Raw genomic sequence first — 22,836 nt, forward strand, 5'->3', positions numbered from 1 at the left:
TGAAGATTGCTGTCGAATTTTAGCTGAATTCGACTAAAAATTTTCATCTATCCAAAAGGAGAATGACCATAAATAAGGAAGATATAACTGATAAATTCTTGTACTCTTTATATTTAAAAGTATTCAATATAGAGAATCATTCATGCAAAGTGAAACAATCACATCTGCGTGTGTTGGCAGAAAGGAAGAGGAAAAACATGTGGGAAAAACACTTATTGGTTGAACCGCCCTATCACTTCGATCAAGTGCTGAGACGTTTGTCGAGCGATCCATTAAAGGCGGTCGATCTGGATAAAAGAGAAATCAAAGTACCGATGAGGCTGAATCATAAACCGTACATTGCAGTCGTTCAAGCGACAGGAACAAAAGAAGCACCTTCGTTCCGGGTACAGGCAAACGGGCCGGAGGAAGCCATCCTTTCTGAGGTGAAGCGGATATTTGGCATGGAACATCAATTACATGCTGTGCATGACCATTTTGCTCAAACAAATCTTGCGCCCATTTTTGAACGTCATATCGGAACGCCGCTTATGCTGGATTTCCATCTATATCATTGCTTGATGAAATGCATCATTCATCAGCAGCTCAATCTTGCATTTGCTTATGAGCTGACGAAACGGTTTGTTCATACGTATGGTGAGCAAATCGACGGCGTCTGGTTTGACCCTTTACCGGAAACCATTGCATCACTTGAAACCGATGATTTGAGAAAACTGCAATTCAGTCAGCGAAAAGCGGAATATGTGATTGATGTCTCAAAGCGAATAGTGAGCGGCTCTCTAAATTTAGAAGAATTACACGACTTAACGGATATTGAAATTGAAGAACGTCTGCTTCCGATTAGAGGGATTGGACCTTGGACGGTTCAAAATGTCCTCATGAATGGACTAGGAAGACCAAATCTCTTTCCAATGGCAGATATCGGGATTCAAAATGCGATCAAACGTCACTTTGACCTGCCAGTAAAGCCAACAAAAGAAGAGATGGCAGTTTTAAGCAAGGAGTGGGCACCGTATTTAAGCTACGCTTCCCTTTATTTATGGAGAAGTATAGAGACAGATAAATAATTGAAAGGCATTTTCTCTCTTCGTCCAAGTCGTGATATACTATTCAGATGGAATAAAATGAGGACAACCGATAAAGGTTTAAATAGAACGGAGAGAATAAACGTGAAAGAAAAACAGCAAGGAGCCCTTCTGCAAAAGGGACAGCAGTTCCCGCTTACCATTAAACGCCTTGGCATTAATGGGGAAGGGGTCGGTTATTTTAAAAAGCAAGTGGTCTTTGTCCCAGGTGCACTTCCAGGTGAGGAAGTAGTAGTTGAAGCAACGAATGTTCAAGCGAAATATGCAGAAGGTACGGTGAGGAAAGTCCGCAAGCGCTCAGAACATCGAGTGAAACCGCCGTGCCCAGTATACGAAGAGTGCGGAGGCTGTCAGCTTCAGCATTTGGCATACGAGCAGCAATTAAAGGAAAAACGCGATATTGTCATTCAATCAATGGAGCGTCATACAAAGCTGTCGGTTGAAAAGATCGATATTAGACCAACAATCGGTATGGAAGATCCGTGGCACTACCGGAATAAAAGTCAGTTCCAAGTCGGAAGATCACATAGCGGCGACATCATCGCAGGGCTTTATGGGCTGAATTCTCATAAACTTGTTCCGATCAAGGAATGTATCGTCCAGCATCCGAAAACGAACAAAACAACAGGCGTCGTCCGCAAAATTTTAGAGAAATTCGGCGTATCTGTCTACAACGAGCGGACAAGAAAAGGCGACGTGCGCTCGATTGTTGTGCGTGTCGGCTTTGAAACAGGTGAAGTACAAGTCGTCCTTGTCACATCAAAGCCTGAGTTTCCAAAGAAAAAAGAAATCGCCGAAGCCATTCAAAAACGGCTGCCAGAAGTGACGTCTATTATGCACAATATCAATGGCGAAAAAACGTCAGTCATCTTTGGGCATAAAACATCGCACCTAGCTGGCAACATGGTCATCCAAGAATTTTTAGGAGACGTCTCATTTGAATTGAGTGCACGGGCTTTCTTCCAATTGAATCCGAAGCAGACATTAAAGCTTTACGACGAAGCGAAAAAAGCGGCCAAACTAACTGGCAAAGAAAAGGTAGTCGATGCGTATTGCGGCGTTGGAACCATTGGAATGTGGCTCTCAGATGGAGCAAAAGAAGTAAGAGGTATGGATGTCATCAAAGAATCAATTGATGACGCGAAGAAAAATGCCAAAAAACACGGCATGAAAAACGCAACTTATGTGACAGGCACAGCCGAACACTGGCTGCCAAAATGGGTCAAAGAAGGCTTCCGTCCCGATGTTATCGTCGTCGACCCGCCAAGAACAGGCTGTGAACGCACTTTCCTAGACACCGTCAAACAAGTCAAACCAAAACGCTTTGTCTACGTCTCTTGCAACCCATCTACACTAGCAAAAGACCTCGAATACATGTCAAAAGACTACAAAATCGAATACATGCAGCCAGTGGATATGTTTCCGCATACGGCGCATGTGGAGTGTGTGGTGTCTTTAGTCCTTAAATAATAGTGGGCAAAGAACCGCGAAAGGCCATTATGATCATTTAACCTTCTAATATGAAGTAATCACCAAATTTTTTTTAAGTGAGCATAAATATCACCAGTCATGTTTTATCAATGGAAGTTTTATATGAATATATGCATGGTGTTATCGCAGATGGTATATATGGTCCAAAACCAAAGAAAAAGGCGTAGCTCGAAGCCTTCTTGAAGTAAACAAATAGTCCCCTTGAAATTCCAAGGGGACGTTTTTGTTTATTCGATGATTTATCCTCTTTTTAATACTCGCATACTTTATCTTCGCACTCGGGTTTTTCTTTAGCATCTACAGTGAAAGATATGACTTCGTCATTGCCTTTATCATAGATTCCCCATATTTCTTTTTTCTTATTTTCATTGAGATAACCATTAATTTCAATACCGCCCATTGGGTTTATCTCATAATCATCAGTATAATCAATTCGTTTAATATCATTATAGTTTGTTTTAATAAAGTCAGTCATTCTTTTCTTAGCCAAGGAATACAATTCTTCTTTTTTAGCTTCTTGGGCAGCTGTTTTTTGGTCGTGTTGTTCCTTCATAAATATCCCTCCAAGTGTTATAATAACCAAAGTCACAAGGATAATTATGTATTTTTTCATAAAACCATCCTTTCTATCTTAGATTTTACATGAGAGAAGGGGCATTGTACATGAATACAAAGACGGACATACCTAATTTAACAGATAAAGATTATTTTTCTCTGAGCCAAAATACATATAGTGAAAAGAAAATGAGAAAAGCCTATGAGAATAAGACACCACTTGTAAATGATTCAAAAAAAGCTTTTTATGTAGACAAAATCAAAAAAGACCCAGACACAGGCCTAGATGTTTACGTATTTGTCCAAGCCAAGAAAAAAGAAGGTAAATGGGTTAAACCAAAAGAACCTGAGAATGTTGTCGTAGGTTTTCAAGGAACAAATCAAGAACAAATCAAAGCTGACGTGATAAGTGCAGATGGCGGCAACGTGGTAATGGGTCAAGACCCGAAAAAGAAAGTCAAATACATCATGAAAAAAGAGGCACCTGAAAACTCTAAAGCGATTACCAAGTATAACGGTAGTATGGAACAAGCCATGTTGTTGAAAAGTGGAGATTACAAAATTGTCACTAAGACATCTCAATTTGATCAAGGTGATAAGCTCGTCGCCAATGAAGTGAAAAAGTATGCTGGCACTAATACAGTGATTTCAACAACGGGTCACTCACTTGGAGGGGCAGATGCGGAATACGCTGGTGTAAACAATCATGTTTACAGTGTAGCCTTTAACAACCCTTCCATTGTTAAGCTGCATGATGAAGAAACTCAGAAGAAAATCAGAAACGGTGAATTTGATTTGTATCATAAAGCCATCATTAATCCCGATGATATGGTGGGGGCAGGTTGGTTATTAGAATATGACAGGCACAACGGAACGACAATTTATACGAAAAATCCTAGTCAATCACGAAGAGAGCGTATAGATCGGTTTGTGTCACCGCTTGGTGTTCCTGGGGTTTTAGGAAATTTGATTACTTCCTTCTATGGCCAAGCATTCGCAAAAAATCCGGATACTCATAGTTTAAATGAGTCGAACTTTACTTTTGATAAGAATGGTCATATCAAAAGTGTGGATGGAAGCAAAGGTGTTTATAACCAGAATATCGAATCGTTCTCATCTTATTCAGGTATGAATGGACAAACCATCAAAGTGGATGCCAAATATGCAAAAGAATTAGCTCGTCGATTACAGGCAGCTATCGAAGACTTAAAAACAAAAAAACAAGCAATTGAACAATTCCCTCATGATCACAGCAAAATGGTGTATGACGTGAAATCTATTTGCGGAAAAAGGTTAGGAGAATTCAAGGATTTAGATCCAAGTGACGTTGAAAAAGCTATATTGTTTCACGCCCCTTTTGTGAAAGATGGAGCAGCATTTTATGACTCAGAAGAACAGTATCAAACTGAGGCTTCTCTACATTATTTGATTAGAGATTTAGAGGATATTAGTGAGTTTATTGTGAAAATGGCGGAGGATTTAAAAGATAAGGATAATGAATTAGCAAGATGGTTACGGTTGTAAGGGGGATTTCAATTGCCATATGGAGTTAATATGGATGCAGATGAGTTTTACAGACGATTACAACAGAATGAGGAATTAAAAAAAATTGTAGGTTCAAGTTTAAAAACGCATTGTCAGAATCTAAAAGAAGACACAAAACATGCGTCAGACTTTTCTTCAGCACAACAGGTTGTAGCTGAAGTGTATGTTGCTTTACTCTCTTCATTTGAAGGAAAAGCTAAGGATGCATTGATACAAAGACTCAATGAAAATGCGAAGATGCTGACAAATGCCACAGAGAACAGAAGTGCCTTTCTAAGAACTATAAAGACAAAATAGTGAACATAACCTCTTCGCAACGATGTGACAGAGGTGTTTTTTTATTTGGGAATCGTCTTATAAATTCCTTGACGCTTTATTCACAGCTGGTATCAGCTTATTATTTAATATGACACATAAACGTTGACGAGCAAGATGATTAATACCGTGTATGTGAAGACAGTTCTATCGATGGTACGAGTGTAAAAAGTGAAATGAATAAAAATGGTTCGTGATTTGAATACTGGCTTCTAGTTTGTACGATCATCACGGACTTTTTTATTAACTTATTGAGAGAGATCGATCAAAGAATTTTTAATTCAGAAAGGTGGAGGATGAGATTGAGTCAATTTAACATCTTAATAAACTATATCCCTATGCTTCAAGGCGATGATATTGGTGAATGGGTCATAGATCAAGAAAATGATGGAACAGCGGAACATCCGATTCAGATGCCCTATGTGAATTATTCCGAAACGGTCCGTCGTTTTATCGAGGATGTCTATACCTTTGCAGAACAACATCAAGAAATGGAGCTTACCCGCTACAGTGAGATCCTCAAAGAAAATGGCATTGAGGATGGAACGAACGATATGGAGAATGTGGACATCTCAAATGTAAATGCGCAGTGTGTACTGGCTCTCATCATGGGGGTTCTGAGAGCTGAACGATTTTGCGAGGGTGTCATACTCGATGTCTTTACAAACGGAACTCTTGTCAAGTGGCTTGAAAGATTGGAACATTTGGAGTAATAGAGACTAGATTTCGGGGTGATCAAATGAAAAACAAAACAGATGTAGCCCACATGTTTCCTCCTATGAAAATAGAAGAAATTGATCATATTTTATTATATGATCTTGATGCAATAAAAATGGATAAAGAAGATGAACGTATAAAATTCATTTTACAAGATCCCTATTGTCCTGATAAACATCATATTCACAGTGTGTATGTCATCTATAAAAGGTCTATACTCAATTTACTTGAAGGTAGGATTCGTTCTATTCATAGTCATGAATTCATGACTGCTAAGAAAAAGGATCGAACGATTTCTATAGAAGATATAGAATATGTATTAGAGATCGCTACAGTTGTGGTTCTTGCAAGTGAAAATAATGGAATATTGACGAATTATTTTTATAGTGGGGTCGGAGAAAGGTTAGATTGTATTTTTAATCTATGCTTAGGTTATTCAACACATTTACAAAAGAAAGAGCATAAAGTAAGTTTGCAACGATTTATGAATGATATAAAGATTGTTGAAGAGATGGGATTGTTAGAAAAAATAGTAGGATAATGAGCAAAACCTAGATTTTAGAGAAATCTAGGTTTTTTCGTGCTTTTGAAAAATTTAATCAACTTCATGTTGACCTTCCCCTTAACTGAAAGGTTTATACTGTGATCAGATCAACAAATCGGAGGAGATGCAGGATGTTCAAGATCGGCGATTTTTCTATGTTAAGTAAAGTGCCTGTCAAAACCTTAAGATATTATGACCAAATTGATTTATTAAAGCCTCAGCAGATCGATCAAGATTCGGGATACCGTTATTACTCAGCTGAGCAGTTACTTGAGGTCAATCGAATTTTTCTTTATAAGGAATTAGGCTTTACGTTAAAACAAATGGGGCAGCTTCTTCGTGAAGATATCTCAGTAGAGCAAATTCAGGGCATGTTTCTCTTGAAAGAGAGTGAGATTCAGCAATTGATCGAAAGAGAACAACAGAAATTAGCCCGTATTAAGGAGCGAATGCACCTCATCAAACGAGAGGGGTGTGTTGAAAAAGAACAGGAGGTCATCATCAAATCTGTTGAAAGCAAACGCATCATGTCTTTTCAATCCAACGGAACTGTTGAAGAAATCCCTTCATTCTTTCAAATGTTTCATCATTTATTACATAAACATCAACAAGAATCGATCTCGGGACCACAAGTGGTGCTATGGAGAGAATCACTGGATAAAGAAAGTGAGTTCGAATTTGAGGTGGGGTATTCTGTCAAATCGTTAAGGTGCTCGCTTCCTCAGAGAATGACAATTCGCACGTTACCTGCAGAAGACACCATGGCAACACTTTTATTTCATTCACATTCTCCATCCGCACAAACTGCTTGTGTTGACCTGGCGACATGGATCGAACATAACGGATACCGCGTGAAAGATGATCAGCCGGGCCGAGAAATCTATTACCCATTGTCAGAAAATGAAGAGGGCAGACTCATTGAAATTCAAATTCCTATTAAAAATGAAATCAAATTGTAAACATGGCCCAAAGGAGAAACGTCACGATGAAAAATAAAACCGTTGTCTATTTACTTGCATTAGCAGCTTTTTTAATTGGAACAATCGAATATATCATTACAGGCATTATTCAAATGGTCGCACATGATTTACATGTCACAACGTCTACTGCTGGCTTATTGGTCACATCTTTAGCACTTTCGGCCGCAATCGGTGCACCGATTGTCATCGCACTAACCATCAATATGGACCGCAGAAAAATATTAACATGGACGCTGATCATTTTTATTTTAAGTAACTTCATCACAAGTATCAGCCATTCGTTTGAAATGGTTATGATCACAAGAATTTTACAAGGAATCAGTGGGGGAACGGCGATTGTAGTGGCGATGGCGGTTGCAACTCGTCTTGTAGAACGGGAAAAAAGAGGAACAGCGATTGGCATCATTTTAATGGGATTAAGCAGCTCCTTGGTTTTAGGCGTTCCAATCGGGACATTTCTAAGCAGTATGATCGGATGGAAAGCATTATTCGCAGCCATTGGAGTGATCATGCTTATTCAGCTGATTGTGGTGTATAGGCGGATCCCTTCTATGAAAGAACAAGAACCGGTGACGCTTCGTATGCAATTATCGATTTTAAAAGACAGGCGAATATTGCTTGCAGTGGCAGTCACGTTATTCTATGTAGGGGGATATTCGACTTTATTTACCTATTTAACGCCTTTCCTGCAACAGTCAGCCAACCTAAGCATCACAGAAATCAGTGGCATTTTGTTACTAGCGGGAATATGCAGCTTTTTAGGGTCAAGCCTTGGAGGGGTGGCAGCAGATAAAAAAGGACCCATCTTCACGATTTTTTCTGGCATCACTTTGCAAATCATGATGCTCATGCTACTAGCATTTGTCACAGGGAATCTCGTGGTCATGGTGGCTGTTATCATGATATGGATGATCGCAACATGGAGTACATCACCAGCTCAGCAGCTATATCTAGTAACCCTTGTTCCGAAATCTCCTGATATCGCATTAAGTGTCAATACATCATTTATTCAATTCGGATTTGCTTTAGGCTCGGGGTTAGGGGGGATTGTATTGAGCAGGACATCTATATTGCACCTGAGCTGGATCAGTGCTGGAACGGTTCTTCTCGCTTTACTCATGACCATCTTGATGGTGGCGTTTGACAGAATCTCTCAGCAGAAGAGTTTGAAGGTGATCGAACAAGGAAGGTAACTTAAATTCAATTTTGTATGGAAGGGACTACTTATTTCGGTTAGTTCCTTTTTAATTTGAAGAATGCACCAGTAAAGTTGTTTATTTGATACAATAGGGGGCAATATCCAAAGATTGAAGGCATTCATATATTTCTTTTAAAAACGATGAATATCAAACAAAAGCACCACTAGACGAGGAGAGAAAATAAATGCAAATAAGCGAAGAGATCATCAATCGAAAAGGTGCTCGAAAGGGGACTGATATCCCTCATGACGTCTTGTTCCTTTTGAATCAGGGAAAAATAGAGAGTGTGAATTTAACTGAATGGCTGGCTGTCAATCATATGACGTTATTACGTCATGTTTTGCCATCCGTTGGTTTAGACCATCATTTAGACGGCTTAACATCTAAGATCACTCAACAAAAGGCTGAGTCTGGAATGAAAGCAATTCGTCTTATCGGTCAATTGTTAGATGAATGGCTACAGAAAGAGAATGGGGAAAAACAAGCGGAAGTGCTACAGGCATTTACTCACCATGTATCTGATAGCGTCCGCTGTTGGGCTGCTTATATGAACAAACACCGTTTATCAACTTTGGAAGAGAAATTGGCGTACATTCAGCCATTTGCAGCTGATCATCATTTTGGAGTTAGAGAAATTGCGTGGATGTCAGTGAGAGAAAGCCTAACGGATCAGCTTGATCAAAGTATAGAACATTTAACAGCATGGGCTAAAAGTAAAGATGAAAATATTCGCCGATTCTCAGTAGAAGCTATTCGCCCAAGAGGTGTTTGGACAAAGCATATTGAGTCATTAAAACAAGAGCCAATGAGGGCACAGCCTATTCTAGACTTGCTCAAATCTGATCCATCAACATATGTTCAAGATTCTGTTGGAAACTGGCTCAATGACGCTAGTAAAACACAACCAAATTGGGTCATAAACCTGTGTGAACAGTGGTTAAAAGATTCTGATACAAAAGCAACCAGCAGAATTGTCAAGAAAGCCAAAAGAACGATTGTGAAGGGGAATTTTTAAACACTAATATGAACTGATTAGACAGTTCATGAAAATGAGTAAGCAGTCAATTCAGCGGTTTGAGAATAGGACTAAACCCATAGAGGCAAGCGAAAAAGTAAAGGGAATTACTCTTTACTTTTTTCGTGTGTGAAAAACCAAATTCACAATAGAAAGGAAAAATATTGAAACATTTTTCCGATAAAAACGTAGTACAGATAGAGCTTTTATTAGAACCAATAGAGAAGGAGAGGAGTATTGTATGGAACAAGTAGCACTGAAAAAGATGAGAACAAACCAATTAGTCACATGTAATTTAATAGCTGGCATCATGATCGTGACGTTTTCAATCTTTTTTCAAATCTTACATATTCAATTAACTCATTTGTTTTTTTGTCTAGGAATTGTTATGCTCTTTCAAAGTATTTTAGGATTCTTTAAAAGGAAATCAACAAAATCTTTCATTCCCATTTTTGAGCAGGTAGCTATTTATGAAAAAGAGAAGTTAGGAAAAGAGTGGGAGAAAGAACAGAGAACAGAAAATATTTCGAGAGTAGTATTGAGTGGTCTGATGTTTTTTCAGTCATTTAGCTTCCGAGATGTAACGAACCCATTCTTTGAAATACAACCTGCATTTCTATTTTTCTTAGTGGCTATGTTTCTAGTTATTATGAATGTAAGCATGCTTTTTCGCTTTAGAAAAATTGATCGATCTACTGAGGAACACGAATTAAAAGGGTATACAAAGGAATCAAATATGATGGGTTTGGTTTTAGGCCTTTTATCAGCTATCATCCTATTCGGCTTTATCATTATTTTCGTCCTTCCATAAGATAATCACTTAACAGATTGAGGTGAAACAAATGAATGAAACTCTACAGCATCTAATAGATGATACAAGAAAGAAGTTCGGCTTAGATGATTATCGTTTAAAAAACTACGAGTATTACCGAAATGTGAATATGTTTAATGAAACAATTTATAAATTGTGTATGGAATGGTTTCCTCCACATGAAACGGAACCTGTGGACGAAGATTTAAACCCGGATGGCACAGCCGTGATAGAAGTGAATTTGAATACAGGAAAGGTTGAGAGTGCTGTTTTTGTCATGGGTAAAACATATGCAAAGGAGGGTGTGTGGTTTGATAGCGGCCAGAATGACGCCATCAAATGGATTGAACAAGAAACAGGGTTGATATATGGAGAGCACTTTCACTTGCATAAGGAGGAAAAAGGGGAGCTTATTTTTGAGGGAAAAATTGCTGGTGTACCAGTGACCCCTTCGGGCATGATTGATGTGAAATGGGATGAACATGGACAACTCATTTACTTTGTTCGTCACGGCCCATTTGTCTCAATAAAAAAGCACAGGGCTGAAAAATATACGCTGCTCATTGAGAAGATTGAAAGCTTAGCCCTTCAGCAAGTGCAACGAATCGAATGGCCTTCCTTTGATCAGAATAAAATTCGTCCAATTTATGCGTTAGAAGAAGTGTATGTAAAGAATGATGGAACCGGAATCCTCCCGTTTGAAGGTACGATACAGGAACATCAATGTCTCAATATCAACCAAATCATCAAATGGGATGAACCAATAACTGAACCTTTTGTAAGAAAGGAATTAAATATTCAAGAAGACATCTCAGATGATCAAGCCTTTTCAATTGAACCCTCACCAGATACAATGCCAATAACAGAGGAAGAAAAAGATAAGTGTTTGAAAGCAGTTCAAAACTTGTTGAGTCAGGAATATCCTAACGACACTGGAAAATGGGTTTGCATTTCTCTTCATCGTGATCATTACATTCATGCAACAGTAAAAGCAAATAGACAAGAGAGAAGCTTGCTTACAGATAAAATCTTGATATTCATTGATGCCCTTACATTTGAAGCCGTTAATTACATAGATAGAAAAGAAATGTTTAAGGAGTGTGGCATGTTGGATGAACTCCAACCTCCTGGTAAAATCACCATGACAAAACAAGAAGCCTTCGAAAAATTAAAAGATCGGTTAGAGCTGACCCCCATCTATGTATATGATTTTACAGAAAAGCAGTATGTCTTATGTGGAAAACTAGATTGTCATGATGGAGTGGATGCAGTGAGCGGGGAAGTCATTCCTTTACAGGATATTTGAATTGACACTTTACGCTATTGAAAGAACAGTCAGTGCTGTTCTTTTTTTTGTCCCATCTCCCTCTTTTTTGCAGAAAAATGGAATTTTGTAGCAGGAAGTTGTCGTTTCATCACGAAAGAAAACAGGTAAGAATATGATCATAGGTCCATTGTTTGAATTCGTGGTGGAGTCAATGAGATGACATAGGAAACGTTATACATATTGAACATTCGTGACAGTACAGTTGATCTACAGTTCATGTCTAAAAAGTGAGTGATCATGTCTCAAGCCGTATGCGAAAATACGTGTACCGAGATCATATGATGAGTTGGTTCCGTTTGTTTTTAGGTGAGTTTGAAGCCAAGTTAGAAGAAAGTGAGGATATCTACCTTGAGTACATTGGAAGTGTTTCGTCAGTTTTTGGTTGACCATTATCCTGCGTTACAAGATGAGCTTTGGCTGAAAGATGTTGATACCCTTCGAATCTCTCCTATTCTTCATCCTTTTCTGAAAAGCAAGCTGCCAGAAGGGATTGAAAAATTCACTTGTGTCCTATTCACGCAGCAAACAGATCAAACCACTGCCCCGCTCAAAGTATACCTTCTATTAGATGAATATGGGCAATCGCTTTACGCCATTGATTTAATGAATGAACAAATCGTGCTTCATTAATACAGAACCAAAAAGCTGCTTGAGAATGTCTCAGCAGCTTTTTTTTATGATGAACATTAGTTTGTCATATCAATCAATCTTCGGTGTAAGTTGTCCAATTCTTTTTTTGTTGGAAAAGAGCTGATCAGCAGCGTAGATCGACCGAATTGAAGAGGAAGCTCAGTATCGGTCACAATCATATCAACCCCAAGTTGATCCATCGTGACATCATTTAACGAATTTTCTGGACTTGTGAAAATGTGAATGAGAGGAGGCACGCTTAATTTAATTAAATCAGCAATAAACAAACTATGATAATAACCTAATGTTGAAATAACAAAAATGTTCAGCACGTTTCTCCGTTCCATCTCCAAATGAACAAGCCCTCTCCAAGAAGATGTAATGATACGAATCAATTCCCGTTCATTTTTCACAAAAGAAGCAAGGATATCGTCTGTTTTTAACTCTTGGATGATATGACTAATCCTCGAATAGAAGTAGGGAAACTGTTTTTTCACCTCTGATAAATAGCTCGATTTCTTTTTGAAAAGGAATCCATCTCTCACGGTAATTTCATTGGAATACACATAATATTGGAGAAGAACGAGTGTCATCACCTTACGATTCGCTATTTCTTGATGAAAAATCGACTCCAACTGGGTGATAAATGAATAAATGGCATCATAGAGGCGTGGTGTATGCGACTGAAAGAACGTCAATTTTTCTTCGACAGTTTCAATTGATTTAAAGTGTCCAATAGCTGGTTCGATCAATAGCAAAAAGACAAATTCATGATGATCCAGCGTCACATCAAATACGTCTTTGGCCATTCGGCAGATGTGCTCTTCCCATCTTCTAATTTGATCATAGATTCCTTTAGCCGTAGAGGTTTGTTTTTCTTCATTCATTGAGTATGTATATTTACGGCTGATTGTAAAACCTTTTCGCATTCGGTGAATGGAAACGCCGAGCCACAGGCAGTATTTATCTATCGCGACATCTGGTACATTGACTTCGAGCACCTGAAATAGTTCTTGTAATAAATGAACTGCGTCTTGTTTTTGAATATCATCAAATGGCCAAAGCCGGCTTCCATACACTTCAAATAAAAATTCAACAAAGAATTGACGAATTTCCTTCTCATTCCCATGAAACTGCATACTATCTGGACGTAACTCAATGTCATAGGATGTAAGGATCGAGTTGATTTTATGAATCGTGTTATACAATGTGGATCTACTGATATTCAGCGTGTCCATCCATTCATAGAAAGATCTATTTTCTTCAAAAAAAATGCCGTCAATCAATCGAATTTCAATCGTATCCTTTAGAATTTCTTTGATATAGTAATCCACTCGTATCGTCTGCGTATTACAAATGGATATGCCTTGTCTTGGCTTTATGTGGATTAACGGCTCTCCATTCTCTGTTTGGAACGATTTCATTTGTTCTAAATCGCTTTGAATCGCACGAATCGAGCCGATATTTTCATTCGATATCTCTTGAAGGCTCCACCACTTATTTTTGGATACAAGCAATTTTAAAATGTTTATCCATCTCTTTGATTTATTATCAATGAGCTCCATCAAACAACTAACTCCTTCCTTTGACTTGCCTCTATATATTATGAAGTTCAGATGAAGAACATTTGAGCTCAAAATAGGCATGAAATGATTGTAATGTTTTGCCTAAATCGTTTTGTCTTCACTTTTGACGATAAAAGAGAAAAAAATTAGACGAAAACAAATGTTATTCGCTGATTCTCCATATTTTTCTTTTAAAAGGTGATAAGTATGCCATGAATCCTATAAAAATGGATCATTTTGTTTATTTTTTTGCTGCTCAAACGGTAAATGTAAGAATAAAAAGCATCGGCTTTTTGATTACCATATGGAAGGGAGTAGAAGGAATGCGATCTATATGATGCTGAACTATCTCACCATACATACCATATGAGTCATGCTTGTTTTATATGAACGTTCTATATGTGAATACATGCTTATATATGCATGTACTAATCATTTGTTGTTCGTTCCAGTATAAATAGAAAAATTCACATGTCTTCTTTTCATGTTCCCTCTCACTATTCCCCATTGCTATAGACCCCTATCCAGCTACTATATCTACTACTCATGATGACCTTTCAAACTCATGATTGACCAACTCATTTTATTCATTGGGTCTTAAGGTGCAATTTTTAGAAAAATTTGATAGAAGCGGAGTGATTGATCAGACAGTATACAAATGATTTTTTAATCGTTGTTGAAAAATAATTGTAGAAAAGGGTGGATGTATTGAAAAGAATATTGTCGGTGGCACTGATGACCATGTTAGTCATACAGTCTAGTATATTAGGAATCTTGCCTTTAGCAGGGGCACAAGCTAAAGACATTCAAGAGAATATTTATGGGAATATTGAGTTTGCTGATAGCGAAGGCAACAAGTTATCAAGCATAGAAGATCAGCAAGTCAGAAAGGCCATTGTGCATTGGTCTATTAAAGGAATTGATCTCAAAAAGCAATATCCTTATATTCTCTCTCTTCCTTCAGTCATTCAGGTAGAGAAGGAGCAGAAAGAACTCATTACTGTCGATGACATACCTGTTGGTGAGTATACCGTTTCGAAACAAAATGAAGTGACGGTCACATTCAATGAGGAAATTAAGCTTGATCCGAATTTAGAAGGATCTATAGATATTGACGTCACCAGTATAGCTGAGAAAAAAGAGAAAACAAAGCAAAATGAGCATAAAGAAAATCTTTCAAAAGATGATTCAACCTCATCGGAAAAAGACAAAGTTGCTAACAATCAAGAAACTGTTCAAAAGACACAAAGCGATGAAGATGAGTTACTTAAAAACAAAGTGAACGTGTCTAATCGTGTAGGATTGCAAAGTGTCTCAAAACAAATGCAGATACAAGAAAATCTCCTTACTGATGCCAAATTAATTTTTGAAGATCAGGAAGGTAATTCAGTTGATAAGCCAGACGTCAACTCACTGATTTCCATTAACTATAAGTGGGCCATCCCGAATGGTCATAACTATAATGGCGGCGATGAATTCCATTTCAAGGTTCCAGAGGAATTAGTCATTTACGAAAAAATCGATCGACTCGAGATGAAATTTAATCAATCGATCATTGGTTATTTTTCTGTAGATGAAAGCGGAAATGCCTCCATCGAGTTCACAGATTTTATTAAACAATATTCAAATATCCAAGGAACACTTCAAGTATGGACACAATTAGATAAAAAAACAGTGATCACTGAAGAAAAAGAAGTGGTGATTACCCCTATTGAAGGCAAAGATACGATATCGATTCCGATTCAATACATTCCAAATGGTCCAAATGTCTCTAAAAAGGGAGAACCCAATCGATCTTACAATGCTGAAACCATTCAATGGACAGTCGATTTTAATATGGACTTAGATGATGTCAAACAAGCGAAACTGTTAGATCCGATTCAAGAAGGTCAAGCGTTAAAAAAAGATTCAATCAAGCTTTATCGTGTAGATACAAAGCTAAATGGTGAAACATCGCTTGGACAGCTGCTTGACGAAAACCACTACACAATTGGCCAAACAGCAGATGGTCAAGATTTCACGATTGAATTTAAAGATGACGTGCATCTCGCTTACCGTTTAATGTATGAAACGGACATTACGAATCAAGATCAGTCTGCGTTTCGTAATAAAGCGTCCCTTGTTTCTGCTGATAAAGTGATTAGTTCAGCAGAAGGAACAGTGAATGTGACAAGAGGCAGTCCTTTAAATAAAAAAGCCGCCCACTACGATCCAGTCACTCAAACGATTACTTGGGAAATTCGGTATAACTATAACGAAAAAAAGCTGGCTCAAAAGGATGCTTTAATAGAAGACTTCTTTAACGGTACACAGGCGCTAATATCTGACTCAATTCAAGTCAAAGAAGTCACAATTGATCAGAACGGCAACGAAGCAGGAACAAAAGCATTTGAAAATTACGTGGTTCAACCTCAAAAAAAGGATGAACAAAACGGGTTTACCTTGCAATTCAATCAAGATACTCAATCGGCTTATCTCATCACATATCAAACAAAAGCAACCGAGCGGATTTTCGAAGCTGAAGACATTATCAATACTGTAACAGCTGGCAAAGAGAGCAAACAAGCGAAGCAAAGAATTGATCAGCAAATCCTAACGAAAAACCACGGAACACCGAATTACAAGAACAAGACCATTCCATGGCGTATCACCTTCAACAAAGATCAACAAACCATGAACAACGTGATATTAAAAGATACGTTTACAAACGAAGGATTGACGTTGCAAAAAGATAGTTTAAAAGTGACGACAGGTAATACAGTGCTTGAAGAAGGCACAGATTATCAAATCGTTGAACATGCAAATGGATTTGATATTCAATTTATGAAAGAAATCAAGACAGAACATACCATCACATATACAACGTCTTTTGATTATGAAAAAAGAGCAGATAAAGATCAAAAGAACCTACGTAACCATGTAAAACTTGAATGGGTAAATGAAGATGGCAAGGATTTGACGAAGGAAAATCAATCTGTCTTTACGCCTGACACATACACGCAGTCAAATGGATTCAAGAACGGAACATATGATGCAAAGAAAAAAGAGATCACATGGAATATTGGTGTGAACTATAATTTGAAACATCTAGAAGAGGCGAAAATCGAGGATTTCATTCAAGGAAATCAGCGTTTGCTTAAAGATTCAATTATCGTCTACTCGCTTGATTTACAAGGCGGGGAAAATGGTGCGGAAGAAAAAGAAGTATTAGCGAAAGAACATTATGACATCAAATTCCTTGAAAATGAAAAGGGAGAATCAGGCTTCGAAGTCATTTTCAAACATGCCATTGATTCCCCATACAAAATCACGTATCAAACAAGTGTTGAAGGAATGGATTTAGTACAGAAAACCTACGAAAATAAAGCGACCCTTTATGATGGAAAGACGAAAGAATCAGACGTGAATGCTGTGGTGTCCATTCCAAATGGAGGGAAATACACGAGCAAATCAGGAAATCAACAAGGGAAAGTCATTGATTGGAAACTGAATATCAACTTTGGTCAATCAACAGTCCAAGATGCGACGATTATAGACCATCCGAGCAGTAACCAAGCCATAATAGAAAACTCATTTCATCTGTATTCGACAACAATAGATGAAAAAGGGCAAGTGACCAAAAAGGAAGAACTGGAAAAAGGGAAGGATTATGAACTAGACCTTGAATTCGATCCAGATTCTTTTCAAATCAAATTTAAAGAAGAAATCACGAGACCCTATATTTTAGAATACCAATCTCTCATTTTAGATAAGGTGGGAAGTACACTTCAAAACGAAGTAACGTTTAGAGGTGAAAATGTAAAAGAAATCAAAAAGGAATCCGAAGCCTCAGTTGTGGTCAAACGTACCGCTGGCATGGGAGATGGCACAGGAGCGATTGGCGCTTTAACCATTCATAAGGTAGATGCGAGTAGTGGAAAAGCGCTAAAAGGAGCAACCTTTTCTCTGACAGATGCTGCGAGCGGTATCGTCATTGGAACAAAGACAACAGATGAAGAAGGAGGTCTTCGATTTGATCGTCTTCTGTATGGTGACTATATCGTGACAGAAGAGAAAGCACCTGATGGTTATTTGAAAACGAAGGAACCGATCAATGTCACGATTGATCAGCCTTACGAATCAGGAGATCAAACGAAAACAGGAAATAGCATGACGGTGCAAAACCAAGAAATTCGCCAGCATGTGAAACTCACAAAAAAAGACAAAGAAACGGGTACGGCATTAGAAAATGCAGAATTTGAACTGAAAAATGAATCTGGAGATACCGTCCAAACCGATTTGAAAACGGACGAAAAAGGAGAAATCCTTTTCAAACATCTTGAGCCAGGTTCCTATTATTTTGTTGAGACAAACGCACCAAAAGGCTATCAATTAAATCAGCAAAAATGGCCGTTCACCATTAAAGAAAATCAAACAGAAACAACAGTTGTCACCGCTGTAAATGACATCATCAAAGGCTCTGCAGAATTGAGCAAAATAGGTGAAGGCGGAGAGAGACTAGAAGGTGCACAGTTCAAGCTCTTAGATCAAGATGGGCATGAGCTAAATGGTGCGCTTGTCACAGGAAAAGATGGCAAGATCACGATCAACGAACTAAGACCGGGTACGTATCAGCTCATTGAAACAAACGCACCAGACGGTTATGTATTAGATGAAACACCCATCACATTTGAAGTACCACTCGATCCAAAAGAACCAGTCATCATTTCACAAAAGAACCTCTATGAAACAAGTGCATTAGAAGTGATGAAAGAAGGGGAAGATGGCAAGAAGCTTCAAGGTGTTCGATTTGAAGTCTTGGATCAAAATGACAAAGTCGTGCGTAAAGATTTGACAACAGATGAAGATGGGAAGCTGTTGGTCGATGACCTCAAACCGGGCAAATATCAGCTTGTGGAGACAGAGAGTATTGATGGTTACCAAAAGAAAAATAAACCTTATCCGTTTACCATCGAAATCGCACAAAAAAAACCGACAGAGATCAAAGTGATTAATGATCTCAAAACTGGAGCTGTCCAGCTCACGAAACTCGGTGAAAAGAATGATGTGCTTGAAGGAGCAGAATTCAAGCTAGTAGATGCAAATGGAAAAGAAATAAAAACAGGTCTCGTCACAGATGAGAACGGGGAAATCATCGTCAACGATCTGAAACCTGGAACCTATCAGTTTGTTGAAACGAAGGCGCCATTCGGTCATGAGCTTGACGAAACACCTGTCACTTTTGCTATGCCATTTAACCCTGAGAAGCTGGTCAGTGTGACAAAAGAAAATAGCCGCACAACTGGCGGAGTGCTGTTACACAAAAAAGGTGAAGATGGGAAATCATTAGAAGGGGTTGTCTTTGATCTATCTGATGCCAAAGGAAAGATAGTGGCAGGAGGAGAAGGGATTACAACCAATCAGGATGGAAAGATTACCTTCACAGGTCTAAAACCTGGAACCTATCAATTTGTTGAAAGAAAGAGTCTTGAAGGCTATGAATTGAGTGCGAAACCACTTGTCTTTGAAGTTGAATTAGGTCAAAAAGAATTGATTCAAGTGGAAGCCATCAATCAGCTCAAGAAAGGCTCTGTAGAACTCACAAAAATAGGGGAAGAAAAAGAAAGATTGAAAGGTGCAGAATTTACCCTGTTCAATGACGATGGTAAAGAATTGATGTCAGGTTTAACAACCAACGAAAAAGGCATCATCACTGTCAACGATTTGAAACCAGGCGCTTACCAATTGGTTGAAACGAAGGCTCCTTTTGGACATCAACTTGATGCAGAACCAGTAGACTTCAAGATTGATTTCAATCCAAATCAACTGGTGAAAGTGACAAAAGAAAATATTCGGACGACAAGTGCTGTGAAGCTTGAGAAAAAAGGGGAGGATGGTCAATTACTCGCTGGCGTGACCTTTGACCTGATTGATGCGCACGGTCAGCGTGTGAAGAAAGACTTAAAGACAGACAAAAACGGTCAACTGACAGTCGATCAACTGAAGCCAGGAACCTACCAATTTGTCGAAACAGCAAGCATTGCCGGCTATGAATTGGATCAGACACCTGTCTCATTTACGATTCGATTAGGTCAAGACAAACCAGCAAAAGTAGAAATGATCAACAAACTGACGCGTGGAGCAGTGGAACTGACCAAAGTAGATGATGAGGGACATACGCTCGAACATGCAGAGTTCACGCTTATGAGTAAAGACGGGAAAACGTTGAAGAAATCACTTGTAACGGATCAAAAAGGAAAGCTTCACATCAACGATCTAAAACCGGGAGAATATCAATTCGTTGAAACGAAAGCGCCTCACGGCTATGAATTAGATGATCAGCCGATCCGGTTTACGATTGAGAAAAATCAGCAGAAGCCTCTTCAATTAACAGCGAAGAATCACTTGATTTTAGGAAGTCTGCGTATCATAAAGGTAGACCAGCAGACAGATAGAACCTTAAAAGGTGCAGCCTTTGAAATTCGTACAAAAGCTGGGAAAACGATAAAATCTGTGACAACAGGAAAAGACGGAGAAGCCATTGTCAAAGGGCTTAAACCTGGTGATTATACACTCACAGAGACGAAAGCTCCAAATGGTTATGTAGCGTTAAAAAAACCACTCGCTTTTACAATTCAAATGGGCGAAGTGGAGATCAAGACATTGATTGTGAAAAATGCTCCAATGAAGAATGAAGGGGACCACACGAATCCTCCAGCCTCAGATCAAGGGGATCAACATCCGCCTCATGACTCAAACGGTGAATTGCCAAAGACTGGAGAAGAATGGCTACGTTATTTGATGTATGCAGGGATTTTACTAGTAGTGTCTGGAACTGTTCTTCTTGTAGTCAGAAGAAGAACCATTCAGTAAAAGGAAGGAACGAGTGTATTGATGAAAAAAAGAACCTTATTAGGCAGCTTTTTGGTGGTCGCGGGACTAATGCTCATCTCCGTTCCTTTTCTATATGAGTGGCGAACTTCTCAGGAGACAGCAGCCATGGAACAGGCATTGAAAATGATTGAAGAAAATGACAGTGATGCCCTTTCTTCTATTCCACATTTAACAGTGTCCGAAGAAGACCTGCGAGATACGATGGAGCTTGAGATCCCGTCAATTGATTTAAACGAAAAAGTGCTTCCTGTTACAACAAAAGAAAATTTAGGGATTGCACTGACTCAAATCAAATCTCATCAAATGCCAGGTGAAGGAAATTTCACGATTGCAGGCCATAGAGGGTATAGAGGCGACCGGCTTTTCCGGCAGCTGCCAGAGGTACCTAAAGGAGAAAAAGTCGTCTTACATCATCAAGCAGAAACATACGAATATAAAATTGTCAGCTCAGCTACGATAGAACCGACGGATGTTGATGTACTAAAGGATCGCGGGAAAAATGAACTGACATTAATCACTTGTACTCTTGATGGCCAAAAACGATTTGTCTTAAAAGGAATACGAATCAATGCTTCAAAGGATAAGCAACCGTCGGATGTATAACACCAACATAATAGATGATGGGTATGCTGGAAAAGCAACGCTCACGACCGACATGTTACACCAACTGTTAGTAGAGCATTATCCCACTTTAAAAAACGAACGTTGGGATGTGGATATAGATACAATTCGGACTTCGCCTATTCTTCATCCTTTATTAAGAAGAAAGATTCCGATAGGTATTGAAAAATTCACATGTGTTTTGTTCACGCAGCAGACAGAGTCCTTTGGAGAGCCTTTGATTGTGTACTTTTTATTGGATGAAAAAGGCGAATCGATTTACGCAATGGATCTCTTGCTAGAGCAGCATGATCCACATTAGACGAGAAATAAAAAAGGAAGGTCTTTAATTAACGGGTACGGTTTTAAGGTGGGAAAATTGTATTAGTCATATAATGAGGACTCTAATTCGTATATGAATTGGAGTTCTTTTATTTGTTTATATGTAAGAGTAGGAGCCATCGTCAAGACCTGTTCAGAATATATGGAGTATAGTGAAAGCGAAGTCGTTGATATGTTGTTGCTTCATATTTTAGATGATAAAGATTTTATAAAATGGATTGAAAACAGACGTAATAACTAGCTGATTGTGGTTAAACGGACAAAGAAGATCATCTAGTTTTTATCCCTTCCCCTATTTCTTCGGCAGAAATATCGGAAAGAATAATGTCTTGATTTCAAAACTCTGATAAAATTCATTTAGATATCCATCATTCGTAGGTGTGGAGGTAAAAGAATGCACAAAGAAGACCCTGAATATATTTTTCGTCATGATGCACGACCAGAAGCTGTTCATGATTTAGCCGACGTAGATGAAAATTCCACAGAGTTGTTAATCACAGGAAAAACAAAAAATATTGAAAGGTTGAACTCTTTTTCTAACCTGACGAAATTGTGGATTTACAAAGTGGGCCAAAAGGAATTCAATACGATCTTGAGCTTAGTTAACCCTAAAATGCTCTATATGCGTGAACTGAGAGTAGAAGATTTATCAATCATCAGTTCTCTTCAAGATGTTGAGGTATTGGCAGTTGAATGGAATACAAAGGCACAAAGTTTATGGGATTTATCAAAAAATACTTTTTTGAAATCTTTATCCATAACAGATTTTTCAAAGTTGAATGACATAGCTCCTTTGCAAAAAAACACTGGTTTAGAATGGTTGCAATTGTCAGGTGGGATTTGGAATTCATTAAACTTAAATACTCTACAACCTTTAAGATACCTCAAGAATTTAAAATATCTGTGCTTATCAAATATAAAAGTGAAGGACGAGTCTTTAGAGCCAATATCGGCATTAGAGGGACTCAAGGAACTTGACATTTCAAACCAATTCCCGACAGAAGAATATGCTAGATTATCCGTCACCCTTCCAAATACGAAGTGTGATCGTTTTGCACCATACATCTTTTTATCAAGTCCTATTGTAGATAAAGATGTAATGGTAATTGGAAAGCGGAAACCGAAATTAAATTCAAAAGTCGATGTGAAAAAGTTACAAAAATACGAAGAACAATTTAAAGCGTACCAAGAAAAGTATAAAAATTAACTTAAAAAGCAATGGATAATCTATTCCATTGCTTT

The 22,836-nt window shown here is 38.3% G+C and carries 18 protein-coding genes; 16 read left to right on the plus strand and 2 right to left on the minus strand.

Annotation, left to right across the window (positions count from 1 at the left end):
- Positions 1-197: 197 nt before the first annotated feature.
- Positions 198-1,067 (plus strand): DNA-3-methyladenine glycosylase, encoded by an 870-nt coding sequence (locus MHI58_RS03965; RefSeq protein ID WP_045034482.1) that lies wholly within the window; start codon positions 198-200, stop codon positions 1,065-1,067.
- Between the two features lie 96 nt (positions 1,068-1,163).
- Positions 1,164-2,555: a 23S rRNA (uracil(1939)-C(5))-methyltransferase RlmD gene (rlmD, locus tag MHI58_RS03970; RefSeq protein ID WP_045034519.1), complete on the plus strand. Its 1,392-nt coding sequence runs from the start codon at positions 1,164-1,166 to the stop codon at positions 2,553-2,555.
- A 271-nt stretch (positions 2,556-2,826) separates the two neighbouring features.
- Here the strand turns inward: rlmD and MHI58_RS03975 are convergent, their stop codons facing one another.
- Complete coding sequence (locus MHI58_RS03975) at positions 2,827-3,189, minus strand: DUF1433 domain-containing protein (RefSeq protein ID WP_041506594.1); 363 nt, start codon at positions 3,187-3,189, stop codon at positions 2,827-2,829.
- Between the two features lie 50 nt (positions 3,190-3,239).
- On the opposite strand from MHI58_RS03975, the gene MHI58_RS03980 reads away from it, so the two are divergent.
- The 10 genes from MHI58_RS03980 (at position 3,240) to MHI58_RS04025 (ending at position 12,214) form a co-directional block, all read left to right on the plus strand.
- Positions 3,240-4,655, plus strand: a complete 1,416-nt coding sequence (locus MHI58_RS03980; protein WP_045034483.1) for a hypothetical protein — start codon at positions 3,240-3,242, stop codon at positions 4,653-4,655.
- A gap of 12 nt (positions 4,656-4,667) precedes the next feature.
- Complete coding sequence (locus tag MHI58_RS03985; RefSeq protein WP_045034484.1) at positions 4,668-4,973, plus strand: hypothetical protein; 306 nt, start codon at positions 4,668-4,670, stop codon at positions 4,971-4,973.
- A gap of 320 nt (positions 4,974-5,293) precedes the next feature.
- Positions 5,294-5,704: a DUF6508 domain-containing protein gene (locus MHI58_RS03990; RefSeq protein WP_082055579.1), complete on the plus strand. Its 411-nt coding sequence runs from the start codon at positions 5,294-5,296 to the stop codon at positions 5,702-5,704.
- Between the two features lie 26 nt (positions 5,705-5,730).
- Entirely contained in the window at positions 5,731-6,249 is a 519-nt protein-coding gene (locus MHI58_RS03995; protein ID WP_045034486.1) for a hypothetical protein, read from the plus strand.
- Between the two features lie 134 nt (positions 6,250-6,383).
- Positions 6,384-7,211: a MerR family transcriptional regulator gene (locus tag MHI58_RS04000; protein WP_045034487.1), complete on the plus strand. Its 828-nt coding sequence runs from the start codon at positions 6,384-6,386 to the stop codon at positions 7,209-7,211.
- Between the two features lie 26 nt (positions 7,212-7,237).
- A complete protein-coding gene (locus tag MHI58_RS04005; RefSeq protein WP_045034488.1) occupies positions 7,238-8,425 on the plus strand; it encodes an MFS transporter in 1,188 nt (395 codons plus the stop codon).
- A 190-nt stretch (positions 8,426-8,615) separates the two neighbouring features.
- Entirely contained in the window at positions 8,616-9,446 is an 831-nt protein-coding gene (locus MHI58_RS04010; RefSeq protein WP_045034489.1) for a DNA alkylation repair protein, read from the plus strand.
- A gap of 241 nt (positions 9,447-9,687) precedes the next feature.
- Positions 9,688-10,257 (plus strand): hypothetical protein, encoded by a 570-nt coding sequence (locus tag MHI58_RS04015; protein WP_024720260.1) that lies wholly within the window; start codon positions 9,688-9,690, stop codon positions 10,255-10,257.
- A 31-nt stretch (positions 10,258-10,288) separates the two neighbouring features.
- Positions 10,289-11,563 carry a hypothetical protein gene (locus MHI58_RS04020; RefSeq protein ID WP_045034490.1) on the plus strand — a complete coding sequence of 425 codons (1,275 nt, stop codon included), beginning with the start codon at positions 10,289-10,291 and terminating at the stop codon, positions 11,561-11,563.
- A gap of 369 nt (positions 11,564-11,932) precedes the next feature.
- Positions 11,933-12,214, plus strand: a complete 282-nt coding sequence (locus tag MHI58_RS04025) for a hypothetical protein (protein ID WP_024720262.1) — start codon at positions 11,933-11,935, stop codon at positions 12,212-12,214.
- Positions 12,215-12,270: 56 nt separating this feature from the next.
- On the opposite strand, the gene MHI58_RS04030 is transcribed toward MHI58_RS04025, so the two are convergent.
- Complete coding sequence (locus MHI58_RS04030; protein WP_045034491.1) at positions 12,271-13,779, minus strand: helix-turn-helix domain-containing protein; 1,509 nt, start codon at positions 13,777-13,779, stop codon at positions 12,271-12,273.
- A 699-nt stretch (positions 13,780-14,478) separates the two neighbouring features.
- On the opposite strand from MHI58_RS04030, the gene MHI58_RS04035 reads away from it, so the two are divergent.
- From MHI58_RS04035 to MHI58_RS04050, 4 genes are all read left to right on the plus strand, one after another.
- Positions 14,479-20,631 carry a SpaA isopeptide-forming pilin-related protein gene (locus MHI58_RS04035; RefSeq protein WP_328702477.1) on the plus strand — a complete coding sequence of 2,051 codons (6,153 nt, stop codon included), beginning with the start codon at positions 14,479-14,481 and terminating at the stop codon, positions 20,629-20,631.
- Between the two features lie 21 nt (positions 20,632-20,652).
- Complete coding sequence (locus MHI58_RS04040) at positions 20,653-21,255, plus strand: class D sortase (protein WP_041506702.1); 603 nt, start codon at positions 20,653-20,655, stop codon at positions 21,253-21,255.
- Positions 21,248-21,574 carry a hypothetical protein gene (locus MHI58_RS04045; protein ID WP_045034493.1) on the plus strand — a complete coding sequence of 109 codons (327 nt, stop codon included), beginning with the start codon at positions 21,248-21,250 and terminating at the stop codon, positions 21,572-21,574. Before MHI58_RS04040 ends, MHI58_RS04045 begins: the two co-directional genes overlap by 8 nt.
- Positions 21,575-21,988: 414 nt before the next feature.
- Positions 21,989-22,801 (plus strand): hypothetical protein, encoded by an 813-nt coding sequence (locus tag MHI58_RS04050; RefSeq protein WP_045034494.1) that lies wholly within the window; start codon positions 21,989-21,991, stop codon positions 22,799-22,801.
- Positions 22,802-22,836: the final 35 nt, after the last annotated feature.

It is taken from the genome of Bacillus sp. FSL K6-2869 (assembly GCF_040869405.1).
In the GTDB taxonomy this organism is placed as follows: Bacteria; Bacillota; Bacilli; order Bacillales; family Bacillaceae; genus Bacillus; species Bacillus altitudinis.